General features: G+C 52.9%; 8 protein-coding genes. 5 read left to right on the forward strand and 3 right to left on the reverse strand.

The genetic code is table 11. From position 1 onward, the window contains the following. Window positions 1–231 precede the first annotated feature (231 nt). The gene (locus N7326_RS04720) at window positions 232–1,212 is read right to left on the reverse strand and encodes a ribose-phosphate diphosphokinase (RefSeq protein WP_259078248.1); all 981 of its coding nucleotides are present in this window, start codon (window positions 1,210–1,212) and stop codon (window positions 232–234) included. A gap of 120 nt (window positions 1,213–1,332) precedes the next feature. Further along, window positions 1,333–2,787, reverse strand: coding sequence for a bifunctional UDP-N-acetylglucosamine diphosphorylase/glucosamine-1-phosphate N-acetyltransferase GlmU (gene glmU / locus N7326_RS04725; RefSeq protein WP_263088247.1), 1,455 nt, complete (start codon window positions 2,785–2,787; stop codon window positions 1,333–1,335). 405 nt (window positions 2,788–3,192) lie between these two features. Between glmU and N7326_RS04730 the strand changes: the two genes are divergently transcribed. Together N7326_RS04730 and mfd are read left to right on the forward strand one after the other, a co-directional pair. Continuing rightward, window positions 3,193–3,807: a TetR/AcrR family transcriptional regulator gene (locus N7326_RS04730; RefSeq protein WP_259078451.1), complete on the forward strand. Its 615-nt coding sequence runs from the start codon at window positions 3,193–3,195 to the stop codon at window positions 3,805–3,807. A 51-nt stretch (window positions 3,808–3,858) separates the two neighbouring features. Then, window positions 3,859–7,632: a transcription-repair coupling factor gene (gene mfd / locus N7326_RS04735; RefSeq protein ID WP_263088248.1), complete on the forward strand. Its 3,774-nt coding sequence runs from the start codon at window positions 3,859–3,861 to the stop codon at window positions 7,630–7,632. Between the two features lie 88 nt (window positions 7,633–7,720). Here the strand turns inward: mfd and N7326_RS04740 are convergent, their stop codons facing one another. After that, entirely contained in the window at window positions 7,721–9,199 is a 1,479-nt protein-coding gene (locus N7326_RS04740; RefSeq protein ID WP_263088249.1) for an amino acid permease, read from the reverse strand. A gap of 246 nt (window positions 9,200–9,445) precedes the next feature. On the opposite strand from N7326_RS04740, the gene N7326_RS04745 reads away from it, so the two are divergent. The 3 genes from N7326_RS04745 (at window position 9,446) to N7326_RS04755 (ending at window position 12,994) form a co-directional block, all read left to right on the forward strand. Beyond that, complete coding sequence (locus tag N7326_RS04745) at window positions 9,446–9,886, forward strand: YbjN domain-containing protein (protein ID WP_259078241.1); 441 nt, start codon at window positions 9,446–9,448, stop codon at window positions 9,884–9,886. A 2-nt stretch (window positions 9,887–9,888) separates the two neighbouring features. Then, entirely contained in the window at window positions 9,889–10,350 is a 462-nt protein-coding gene (locus N7326_RS04750) for a YbjN domain-containing protein (RefSeq protein WP_263088250.1), read from the forward strand. 148 nt (window positions 10,351–10,498) lie between these two features. Beyond that, entirely contained in the window at window positions 10,499–12,994 is a 2,496-nt protein-coding gene (locus N7326_RS04755; protein ID WP_263088251.1) for a hypothetical protein, read from the forward strand. The last annotated feature ends 71 nt before the right edge of the window (window positions 12,995–13,065 follow it).

A 13,065-nucleotide genomic window follows, 5' to 3' on the forward strand; every position in this document is an offset into this window, starting at 1 on the left:
AACAAAGGCCCTGCGGTCTCGATAGAAACAGAAAATTGTCATCGTCGAGTCTTCGCAAGGCCACACTATGGCAATATGAAGATATCTATCGCGTCGATAACGGCGCACTCAAAGAAGAATCCTCGAGCTCGCCCTCGCCGAGACTAGAAAATCTTAACATAGAAAATATACTCTCTCAACAGAACTGGCCACGAGCATCAACGCTCGTGGCCAGTCTAAATATCGGCGTGGCTAAGCCTCGCCCTCGAAGAGGTCGGTAACCGAGCCATTCTCGAAAATTTCATTGATGGTACGTGCCAGCAGTGGGGCAATAGATAAAACCGTGAGATTGTCCCAATCTTGATGATTTTGCGGCAGCGTGTCGGTGGTAATGACCTCTCGAGCACCGCACTTCGATAGCCGTTCGCGAGCCGGGCCAGAGAATACGCCGTGCGTGCAGGCTATAATAACGTCTTTAGCGCCGGCATCGCGCAAAACGCCTACGGCTCCAGCGATTGTTCCACCAGTGTCAATCATATCGTCCAGTAGTACCGCGGTCCGTCCAGCAACTTCGCCAACCACCCGGTTAGATACAACCTCATTGGCCACCTCAGTCGAGCGGGTCTTATGAACGAAGGCCAAAGGTGCTCCACCAAGGGTGTTAGCCCACTTTTCAGCGACTTTCACTCGACCAGCGTCGGGAGAGACCACCACGATATTCTCAAGGGAGTATTTCGACTTGATATAGTCCGTGAGAATAGGCATTGCATGCATATGATCGACCGGACCGTCGAAGAAACCTTGGATCTGATCGGTGTGTAGATCCACCGAAACGATGCGGTCGGCACCAGCGGTCTTGAGGAGGTCAGCGATGAGACGGGCCGAAATGGGCTCACGGCCGCGGTGCTTCTTATCCTGCCGGGCATAAGGATAAAAGGGCACAATTGCCGTAATGCGTTTGGCTGATCCACGCTTGAGGGCGTCGATCATAATGAGCTGCTCCATGAGCCACTTATTCAGTGGTTGATTGTGGGCCTGGATAACAAAAGCATCCGAACCACGAACTGATTCTTCGAAACGAACGAAGATCTCACCGTTGGCGAAGTCGCGGGCGGTCATGGGGGTGAGTTCGATACCTAACTCGCGGGCGACAGCTTCGCCCAGCTGCGGATGTGCGCGCCCCGAAAAGACCATGAGGTTCTTCTTGGTTTCGCTCCACTTGGTGGCGGTCATTCGAGAACTAACCTTCCTTTAAGGTGAGTAATTAGATGAGGAAAGTGGGTGAGTGTCAACTATGGGTTAATCTGGCACTACCGTCTTTTAGAGTACTTCTTTTCTTAGCTTGACGCGAGATTATGAGGATTCTCGTGCCCGCCGAGCTGCCTCAGCTGCTGGGGTGCCTGGGCGATGAGTTTCTACCCAGCCTTCAATAGTGCGCTGTCGGCCTCCCGATACCACCAGAGCACCTGCTGGAACATCCTCGCGAATGACCGTACCCGCTCCAGAATAGGCGCCATCGCCCACGGTTACTGGAGCAACGAACATGGTGTCCGAACCAGTGCGCACATGTGAACCCACCGTGGTGTGATGCTTATTGACGCCGTCGTAGTTGACAAAAACAGAGGAAGCTCCGATATTAGATTCTTCACCGACCGTGGCATCACCGATATAGCTGAGGTGAGGAACTTTCGAACCACGTCCGATTGTGGCGTTTTTTGCTTCCACGAAGCCGCCCAGTTTGCCACCTGCGCCGAGATACGTGCCAGGGCGAATATAGGTGAAAGGCCCCACTGAGGCGTTAGGGCCAATCTCCGAGCCCATGGCGTGGGTGCGAATCACGTGCGCGCCTTCACCAATAATCATATCGCGCACAGTGGTATCAGGGCCGATCACCGCATCATCGGCTATTCGAGTATTTCCCAGGAGCTGGGTCCCAGGATAGATCGTAATATCCTGACCCAATTGCACGTCGACATCGATCCACGTCGTTTCCGGATCAATGATTGTTGCCCCACCCTGCATTGCGGCAGCTAGGAGGCGGCGGTTTAATACCTTGCCAGCATAAGCTAATTGGCCGCGATCATTAACACCCACCAGCTCCTGAGGATCTGCCGCACGATGGGCGCGTACAGGATGCCCTTGCGATCGAGCAATGGATAAGACGTCAGTGAGATACAGTTCGCCCTGGGCGTTATGGGTTGTAAGTTTGCCGAGAGCATGACGAAGCAAACGAGCATCAAAAGCAAATACTCCCGAGTTCACCTCAGTAATGGCAAGCGTATGTGGATCGGCGTCCTTTTGCTCCACGATTGCAGTGATATTGCCATCGCCATCGCGTACGATCCGGCCGTAGCCAGTCGGGTCGGGTTGTTCAATGGTAAGAACTGTGACCGCGGTAGGAGCCTGATTATGGGCGCTGACCAGAGCGTTGAGCGTCTCTGGCCGTAGGAGAGGCACGTCGGCATTGGTCACGACAATGGTGCCCTGGAAGGCGCTAATGTCACTTGCGCTCACCAGCTCATCTAAGGCATCTAAACCACACTGCACTGCATGCCCGGTGCCTTTTTGCTCCTCCTGAATAGCCTGGACAACATCGATACCGATTGCATCAATGGCGGGGCCGACCTGGTCGCGACAGTGGCCAATGACGGCAACAATATAATCTGGGTCGATTCCAGCAGCGGCGTGGAGGGAGTGACTGAGTAAGCTGCGCCCGCCAATCGTATGCAACGTTTTTTGTAGCTTGGACTTCATTCGAGTTCCAGCGCCTGCAGCTAGAACGATGACGGCGGTTTTATGCGCATTCACTTTCGAGGTACTCCTTTGAGGAAAATAGCGAATATGTCTATGGTGCCACTGTAGTCGGGTCGGACTGGCTTCGGTAAGATTCACACTCTGCTGATCCTCTACCGGTTGACCAAAAACCTCAGCTCTAGCTTGCGTGCCTGAGTGGAGACTTTTCCCTGCTCAAAGAACCAGGAGAGATAATTGGCACTCCGGGCTCAAGCTATGTATAATGAGGAAGTCCAATCGCGACATTGTTTGGATTTTTCCCTGTGGTGTAATCGGCAACACTACGGTTTTTGGTACCGTCATTCGAGGTTCGAGTCCTTGCAGGGAAGCATTATTATCCCCACCCCTTGGTAGTATCAGGGGTGGGGATATTGTTTTCGGTGTCCCATCCTCGAAGGGTTAAAGACTGCCATGACACGTATGACCGGAAAAGAACGCCGAGAACAACTCATTGCGGTTGGGCGCAGTACTTTCGCCGAGCGCGGTTACGAAGGCACCGCAGTCGAAGAATTAGCGGCGCGCGCCGGGGTCTCTAAACCCGTCATCTATGAGCACTTCGGAGGAAAAGAAGGTCTCTACGCAGTTGTCATTGACCGCGAAATGACGAGGCTGGAGACGGTGATCACTCAGGCCCTTACCTCAGGCACATCTCGCCAACGCATCGAGCAAGCAACCTTGGCCCTACTGAGTTACGTAGACGCTGAGACCGATGGTTTTCAAATCCTCGTGCGCGATATGCGTCCGGGCTCACAACGCAGTTATTCGACGTTGCTCAACGATGCGGTCAGCCAAGTGTCCCATATCCTGGGGCGAGCCTTCGAACGCAATAACCTCCACCCCGAATTAGCCACACTCTATGGTCAAGCCTTAGTTGGAACGGTCAGCATGACAGCTCAATGGTGGCTCGATCAGCGTAGCGGCGACAACGCTCTTGCCAAGGAAGACGTGGCCGCGCATATTGTTAATTTATGTTGGAATGGACTTGCCGGCATTGAGCGAGATCCGCATCTGGGCATTCTAGAATCGAGGCAATAGGGATCGGCTAGACTCTTCTAGGTTGAGTTTAATCTAGGGGAGAGAATATTAATGTCGAGCCAACCGCTCATGCTGTCCGGCCTACTCAAAGTAGCTGCAACTGATCCTAAGCTGAAGGGCTTACGTTCATCAATTGGGGAGAAGTCCCTGCACATAACGGGGATCACCCAGGCACGCCCGTGGGCGATTGGAACCATTGCTCAAGACGTTCCTACCCTCGTCATCGCGGCAACTGGGCGGCAGGCGGAAGATATCCACGCCGAATTAGTGGCCATGTACGGTGACAAAGTGGGATTCTTCCCCGCGTGGGAAACTCTCCCTCATGAGAGATTGAGCCCCGCCAGTGATGTTGCGGGCAGACGCGCACAGGTGCTCGAGAACCTCGATACTTATAAGATCATTGTCACCCCTGCACGCGGTGCTTGCCAGCCGATTGTCCGATCCGTCGCGGGGCGCGAGGCTCTCATTCTCGAAAGTGGAAAAGAATATGACCTCAATGAGGTTGTGGAAGGTCTAGTATTCCGTGCGTATGCACCCGTTGACCTGGTGGCCAAGCGAGGGGAATTCGCGGTACGCGGTGGTATCGTAGATATTTTTCCCACCACCATGGACAATCCTGTGCGCGTGGAATTTTGGGGTGATGAGATCTCGGAGATGAAACCCTTTTCTCCAGCAGATCAGCGCAGTTACCTCGATGGCGATATCACTTCGCTGGAGATCTACACTGCCCGGGAATTGCCCATTACAGACGAGATTGCCCAGCGAGCCCAGGAACTTGGCAGGACCTTTGAATCTCACCCCATCCTGCAAGATCTCCTTGTGAAGATTGCCGATAAGATGCCCTCCGATGGCATGGAAGCTCTGATCCCAGCTCTGGTGGAGTCGCCTCTGGTTACCCTTGCCGAGATGATGCCCCAAGGCACCCACGTCGTGGTTCTAGACCCCGAGAAAGCGCGATCGAGGATCGCAGATTTGCAATCCACCGATAAGGAATTTCTCCTCGCCAGTTGGGAAGCTGCCGCCATGGGGGCAGATGGTCCGATTTCGGTGCCGGAGCTCGATCTCGAGGGATCTACATACCGCAGTTACGAGGCGCTAGAGATAGCCGCGCATCAAGCTGGACATGCGTGGTGGACATGTGCTCCTCAGGGCATGTTTGAAGCGGCAGAAACGCAGACCCTAGAGCTCAATTTCGAGCAGGGTCCAACCCCGCGCGGCGATGCTGATCAGATCGCCGAGATGATGACAAAATTACGTGCCCATACGATTGGTGGTGGGCGGGCCGCCTTTATTGCACCAGCAGAAGGGGCGATCAAACGGATGGTCGCCCGCTTTAAAGAGAATGGTATTGCTCATAGGGTTGCCAGCCCCGGGTGGGAACCGAATCCCGGAGAAATAACCCTCTACCAGGCTTTAAGCCATGCTGGTTTGGTTTTTCCTCGAGTGCGTAAGCATCGCGATGCTGAGGCTTTACCGTTAGTGGTGATTACCGAAACCGATCTCACAGGTAATAGAGTCGGTGATATCGCTGGTCAACGTCATAAGCGCACCAAAAAGCGGCACCGGGTGGATCCGCTGGCGCTCACGGTGGGGGATTATGTTGTTCACGAAACTCATGGCATAGGTCGATTTCTCACCATGACAGAGCGAACCGTGGTGGTCGGGGACGAAACCTCCAGGCGCGAGTATATTGTGCTCGAATACGCGTCGTCGAAACGCGGGCAGCCAGCCGATCAACTTTATGTTCCCATGGATTCCCTCGACCTGCTCAGCAAATACGTCGGTGGAGAGAAACCCAGCTTATCGAAGATGGGGGGTGCGGACTGGAAAAATACCAAGAAAAAAGCACGCAATGCGGTGCGAGAGATCGCTGGCGAGCTTGTAGAGTTATACGCCAAACGCCAGGCATCACCGGGTCATGCTTTCGCCCCCGATAGCCCGTGGCAGCGTGAAATGGAAGATAACTTCCCCTTTGCGGAAACCGAGGATCAGCTACTCGCCATTGAATCAGTGAAGAACGACATGGAAAAAGCTGTACCCATGGATCGCGTGATTGTTGGCGATGTCGGCTATGGCAAAACCGAGGTAGCGGTACGCGCGGCCTTCAAGGCGGTGCAAGATGGCAAACAGGTGGCTGTGTTGGTTCCCACAACCTTGCTTGCCCAACAACATCTGAGCACTTTTGCCGAACGAATGGCAGGATTTCCCGTAACTGTGCGAGGGCTATCGAGATTTACCTCAGCATCAGAATCGCGCGAGATCATCCAGGGCCTTGCCGACGGCGGAGTCGATATCGTCATCGGAACCCACCGACTGCTGCAAACGGGTGTGCAGTGGAAAAATCTCGGCCTCGTTATTGTCGACGAAGAGCAGCGCTTTGGCGTGGAACACAAAGAACATATCAAGGCGATGCGGGCGCACGTGGATATGCTGACGATGTCGGCCACCCCGATCCCACGCACCCTCGAAATGTCGATGGCGGGCATTCGAGAAATGTCGACGATTTTAACGCCACCGCAGGACCGCTATCCCATTTTGACCTACGTAGGCCAATATGAGCACAAACAAGTAGCAGCTGCCATCCGGCGCGAACTCTTGCGCGATGGTCAAATTTTCTTCGTGCATAACAAGGTCGCCGATATCGAAAAACGAGCTCAGGAATTGCGAGACTTAGTTCCAGAAGCTCGTGTGGTGGTCGCTCATGGGCAAATGAATGAGGAGCTCCTCGAGCGGACTGTCCAAGGTTTTTGGGATCGTGAATACGATGTTTTGGTATGCACGACCATTGTAGAAACTGGGCTCGATATTGCTAATGCCAATACCTTGATTGTAGAAAATGCACACCATATGGGCCTTTCGCAGCTCCATCAATTGCGTGGACGTGTGGGACGTTCACGATCGCGGGGTTATGCCTATTTCTTGTACCCCAAAGGAGCAATCTTGACCGAGACCTCCTATGATCGCCTCGCAACTATCGCCCAAAATAATGATTTGGGAGCTGGTATGGCAGTGGCTATGAAAGATCTCGAAATGCGTGGTGCCGGCAATATTCTTGGAGCTGAACAATCAGGCCATATTGCCGGAGTTGGTTTCGACCTTTATATTCGACTCGTAGGCGAAGCTGTGGAAGCGTATCGAGCTCTAGCCTCCGGAGAGGTGGTAGACGCCTCCGACCAAGGCCCTAAGGAAATTCGCATTGACCTCCCCGTGGATGCTCATATCCCCGAGGAGTATATTGACGTGGAGCGGCTGCGATTAGAGCTCTACCGATCGCTAGCAGCAAGCGCTAATGAAGCGGATTTAGGCGCCGTTATGGAAGAGATGACCGACCGTTTTGGGGCGCTGCCAGATCCGGTCAAACGGCTCATAGCGGTGGCGCGCCTACGCCATATATGTCGTTCGCTCGGGATCGGTGAGATGATCATGCAGGGAAATAGGGTCAAAATTCATCCCGTGCAGTTAGCTGATTCGAAACAACTCCGCCTCAAGCGCCTCTACCCAGGAGCGACACACCGCCCGGCAGCCCAAGCTATTACGGTGCCTCTGCCTAAGGCGGGGCCGAAGTTCACTGATCCACCCCTGCGTGATCTCCCACTGGTGCAGTGGTGCGCTGATTTCTTGGCGGCCATGTGGGATAGTCAACGCATCGATGTCTCGAATGGGCATCAGCTGGCAGGAGAGATTATATCTGTTGTGGAAGAACCTCACTCTAAGGTCTCAACTCCTAGCCGCCCCAGCACTCGAGTAGCGGGTCGACGGCGCCTATCAGATATGGATGATGACGAACGCCGCGAGGAAAGGCGGCGCCGCTACCGGCTGCGGTAGAAACGTTTCCGCACCCACGATTCGCTTTACCCCTGCTCTGCGAACCTTAAAGCGAAAACCACACCGCGATTTACGGTGTGGTTTTTCCCTATAGGCTCAAAGAGCCAGTGTAGAGCCCTATTATTGCTGCGATTGAAAAGATAACAAGAATCCCAACCACTCCTATTTCGAAAGAATTGAAAATCTTCTTTCTGTAGTGCCATCGAGTCCAGATATAGGGAATAAGACCTGGAAGGACCGCTAATGCCCCAAAAAGGACAAATACTGGATCCGCAGCGTAAACCAACCAAAGAGAATACGTTAGGGCAAGTATCCCAACCCCTAAATGCCTACGATTAAGTTGTGCTGAGATTTGCACTGTGTCATATCCAATTGAGGGCACGAGATCGTCTTCGCTAAAGCCGCGCCCACGCACCGCCAATAAAATGAGGTAGAACGAGGAAAAAATATAGGGAACTAGGTAGAGCACCGTAGCCAACTGCACCATGAAAATATAGGTCGTCTCATTGAGATAGAACACAATGATGCAGATCTGAATAACGGCGGTGCAGATCAGTTGCGCCAACCATGGGGCCCCCTGGTTAGTCAGAGAACCAATCTTACGCGGCAGCAGCCTATCATAAGCCATCATGGCAAGTGGTTCAGCACAGAGCATCTGCCAAGAAATATATGCTCCCAAGACTGAAAGACATAGACCGACGGAAATCAGCGCGCCGCCCCACGGTCCCACCACAGCTTCGAGAACTCCCGCCATTGAATTATCGGGTAGGGCCGCAAGTTCCTCTTGGCTGAGAACACCAAAAGAGAGAGTTGCTACGGTGACGAGGAGTAAAAGAACTGTAAAAAATCCAATGACTGTGGCGCGGCCGACATCAGCGCGAGAGTGCGCCTGCTTGGAATAGACCGAGGCCCCCTCGACACCAATAAACACCCACACTGTAAAGAGCATGATCCCCTGAACCTGCTCAAATACCGATCCAGCTGCAGCGTGGCCCCAAAAATCAACAGTGAATGTGTCCCAGCTAAAACCGAGGAAAAGTACGAGGATAATAAAAGCGAGAATGGGAAGTAATTTGGCCACAGTAGTGACCCCATTCATTATCTTTGCCTGTTGGATACCGCGAGCTAGAACTGCAAAGACTATCCACGTCATCGCAGAGACACATATAGCCTGGAAGAGCCTATTATCGCTGCTGAAGACCGGAAAATAGTGTCCCAGCGTACCAAAAAATAAAGTGGCATAACCTACCTGGGCGATTACTGAGCCTAGCCAATAGCCCCAGCCCGACGTGAAGCCTATATAATTTCCCAGCCCAGCACGTACGTAGGCATAGACACCAGAATCGAGGTGCGGTTTGCGATAAGCCAAGATGTGGAAAACAAAAGCTACCGAAAGCATACCGATGCCGGCGATTATCCAGCCGATGAGCATTGCGCCTGGACCCGCCACAGAGGCGATATTTTGGGGTAAAGCAAAAATCCCCGAACCTACAGTCGATCCAACAATGATGGCAACGAGCGCCCAGAGTCGAACGGTATTAGGTTGCCGCTGCTCAGATTTATTCACCGCGCTGAGTCTAGTACATACCTATTCCACAAACGAAAAAGTTTCAGGCGAATTAACACGCTTGGGTGCAGCTCATAGCGCTGATGAGAGAGCTGAACTTTGAGATTCAGGCCGCAATCTTAAATAATTCCTCTACACTTAGTTGACAGGTCTAGAGGGTGCTCGGTTGAAGAGAGGGCGGAATCAAGTCCTTCATATCATATCTGGACTAATCCTAATTTAAAACAATGAAGGAGCTTAAATTTTATGGCTTTAGCACAATATAATCACCAGCGGCTGGAGGCCGCTCTCGAACGAGCTAATCTGCTCTTCGACCAACAAGAAGGGTTTATCGGAGTCGGCTTCGATGAAGGCTGGTTCGGCTTCGATATTCTCGGTGAGAGTCAAATCTTGCGCTGCTTCGGACGTTGGTTCGGTGAGGCGAAGGAACCTCATGATATCGCCACGCTACGCGAACTAGCCGCGCACCTTAACTCTGATAGCTATCTGTTTAAGCACTATCCCCTTGAACTCGACAACGGTGTCACAGTATTGCAGTTTGAGCACTGTCTACCGATCACAGCTGGGATTAGTGATGAACAGATAGATTCCTTTATTGACGCAATGTTCACTGCAGGCCACAGCGTATTCACTAATGCCGCTAAGGAACTGCCCAGCTTGGCACCTGCTACGGGTGAGGAGAAATAATAATGGCTTGGTTTAAAAAGACTGAAGAGACTACTCCCGTTACCAAAGATCGACTCGAACAGTGGTTTAGTTCCATAGGATACTCGATGAGCTGGGAAGACGACACTGCATATGCCATTTTCGACGGTTTCTATACTCGTTTCGATGTCGGTCATGATGCTCTGACAACGGTAGGCGTCCACTACCCTGAATTGCCTATCCCGCCAGAGCGTATCGATGAACTCACATCTTTTGTCGAAACGCGCAATCGAGAAGGTAGCCTCGGCATTTGCTACCTCAAAGAAAACGAGGGCCACGTAGACTTCGTGTCCGATCACTCTTTCATTACGGTGAAAGGCGCCTCGGACGAGCAAATAGATGAGTGGATTGACGCCGGCATCTCCGCTCAGCTCGGTCATGCCATGGCTTTATGTGAACAATTTGGTATACAGCCACCGGTGGAACCGCCCAGTGATGACGCCTAAGGGCGCTTAGAGTTTTCTCAAAAAGGATAGAGTGCTTCCTAGGTGATCTCATACTGTGGTCACAGCCTTAACGTGTAGGAGTTGAGGGGGAAGCACTCTTTTTTAAAAAATAACCAAGCAAAGTGCGACCTTAAATAGAAAGTAGTATATGAGCAGTCAATTTGAAACCGATGAACTCCGCGACCTGATGGAGCGCGCCTATGCTGCTCCTTATGGTAAGTCATGTTCGTCTTTGTGGGCTGAGGCAGTTCAGCTAGCTCACGATGAGGGGCGCTGCGAAGAGGAATTCGAGTGCTATGTCCATCTAGCATCATCCCTTGGACAAGGTGGGGAGATCACTCGCATGATTGCCCCGTTTTTGTGGGTGGATAAGACACGCAAGGTTCATCCAGAGTACTTCACCCCGGATCTTGCAGAATCATTTGCATGGTCGTATAAATACCTCATGTCGGCAGTGCGTGCAGTGCCGACGATTAGCGCCCAGCAATGCCTAGACAGCTTGGCCGAGATGAAAAAGCTCTACCTTGACATGGGAGACCCGCTCAAGGCGTATTATATGCGCGAATACTACCTATACAAAGAGCTAGGTATGGATGAGCAAGCGGAAGAATCCTTCAGCCAGTGGCAGGCTGCTGAGGGGAGTGAACTCTCCGACTGCGCTGGCTGCGATCCCTCGCACTTGGTGGGCTACCACGAATTAAACGGTGACTATGAATCAGCAGTGAAGGTAGGCGAGAGAGCTTTGGCTGGGGAAGAGGAAACCTGCCCTTCCCAGCCAGAGTCGCTCTATACCGAACTGCTCATACCGTGGTTAATGACCGGTAGAGACGATAAGGCATGGCGTGCCCATACCCGCAGTATGCAGCGCTTTAGTTACGACAAGCACTTTCTCTCCGATTTTGCAGTCCACATCAACTACTTAGTGATCTCAGGTCTCGCTAATCGGCCGGAACGATTAAAGCGCGGTTTAGAATATTTCATCCGTTTCTTGCCATGGTGGCTAGAAGCGGAATCTCCCGCGGAGTTACTTCTTCTCTCACGCTCATTCGCTGGGCTATTACGCCATATCCCCCAACAAGATGTCGCTCTCGGGGTAGATCTTCCTGGCAGTTTACTGCCATGGGTAAAAGCCCCCGATATTAAGGATCCCACTATTGCAGATGCAGCGCAGTGGTGCACTGATATCGCTGTGACCCTAGCCCAAGAATTCGATGAAAGACCCGGTATCGTGCGTCCCCACCACGTGGAGGCAACGCGCGAGATCATCTTCTCCCCACCTCGTATTGATCCCCTTCCTGATCCCGTCGTCCACGATGCAGCAGGCGGCTTCACAACGGTAGACACTGTTGACTACCGGGTAGATACCGGCAATTTTTCGGATATGGAACGACTGACGGTCGCTGCTGAGGAATCGGAGGAGCAGCCTCTCACGCTCATTTCTCTACACGGAGACTGGAAAGAATTAAGTGACGAGGAACTGGACGCACGTCATGAGGTTCTGCAGACACAATTACCAACCATTTATACTATGGTGCAGGCCGAAAAGCACAAGCGTGGCCTTACGTGGCCGGAGCAGCTTGATACCGAAACTGACCCAGCTCGGAAACTTCTTGCGAACGCTATTACCAGTTTTAACGAGCGCGATTTCCGTTCCGCGGCAATCCAGGCTGACGAGGCTATGCGCACCCCAACTGCTGAGCCTATCGGAGTGCGTCTGACTGGTATGTCCCTGCTAGGCGCTGCAGCCATGCACGCTGGATATGCCAGCGAGGCGATTGAACCACTGCGTCACTGGTTGAATCTGGTGGCCGCTTATGAATTAAGTTGGCAGCGAGAAGCAGCCGCAACAGCGCTTGCCGATGCCCTCATCGCCACCAAGCAATACTCGGAGGCCGCCGAGGTTATTTCGATGACGCTCGACGCCCTCAGCGATCGACCTGCTGTCAAACTTCGCGCCATGCTCGTAACCAGCCTAACTGCGCTCGACCTAGCGCGGGCTGCCTGCAGCGCTGCTTTCGACTTAGCGAAGAATAGCGAAGATCGCGAGGTCATCGTTGATGCCTATCAAAAAGCCTTCCAGAGCGCTTATCAAGAGCGCGAATTTGACGTAGCGATTTCTATCGCTGATGAAATCGCTCAGATCTCCCGCGTTAGCTATCGTGATAATCCAACAGATGACAACGCAGCGCAACTCGACTCCGCCCTGGTCCGATCCATCTTCGCACGCACTTCAGCACCTGGCACTCTTGACGATGCGGAATTTGCCGTGGTTGAATCGCTCACCGAGGAGCGACGCGATATAGCGAAGCAGAGAAACGACGATGAGCGTCGACTGGCAGGGGCTCTCGCTGATATCAACGAGGACCTTGCCCTAGGTGCGGTACGGTCAGCGCGCTCCATGGATTTTACTCTCCATATGGAAAATGCCCTTGAAAGTTTCGCGGAGTATCGGTTCTTCCCGGAGGCTGCACGCTGTGCGCTGACACTTGGCGAAGTCGCCGCGGGGGAGCAACGGTGGGTGGAGGCCCGGGCTCGGCTGCAGGAGGCCCGAACGTTTATGGATCAGACAGCAGTTGTCCCAAGCGCCCTGCGTTCACGTGAAAAAGGCCTGGAAGAATTTCTTAATCAGACCTTAGACGACTAGAAGCGCTTGTCCGCTAGCCCACGTATACCCACCATATAAGGGGTGTCGGCCATACGTGGGCTAGCATGATC

It is taken from the genome of Corynebacterium sp. ES2794-CONJ1, assembly GCF_025660615.1.
GTDB lineage: Bacteria > Actinomycetota > Actinomycetes > Mycobacteriales > Mycobacteriaceae > Corynebacterium.

Coding starts and splice junctions, on each gene's coding strand:
- N7326_RS04750 (WP_263088250.1), top strand. CDS start 9,889: ATGGCTTGGTTTAAAAAGACTGAAGAGACTACTCCCGTTACCAAAGAT.
- N7326_RS04755 (WP_263088251.1), top strand. CDS start 10,499: ATGAGCAGTCAATTTGAAACCGATGAACTCCGCGACCTGATGGAGCGC.
- mfd (WP_263088248.1), top strand. CDS start 3,859: ATGTCGAGCCAACCGCTCATGCTGTCCGGCCTACTCAAAGTAGCTGCA.
- N7326_RS04720 (WP_259078248.1), bottom strand. CDS start 1,212: ATGACCGCCACCAAGTGGAGCGAAACCAAGAAGAACCTCATGGTCTTT.
- N7326_RS04730 (WP_259078451.1), top strand. CDS start 3,193: ATGACCGGAAAAGAACGCCGAGAACAACTCATTGCGGTTGGGCGCAGT.
- N7326_RS04745 (WP_259078241.1), top strand. CDS start 9,446: ATGGCTTTAGCACAATATAATCACCAGCGGCTGGAGGCCGCTCTCGAA.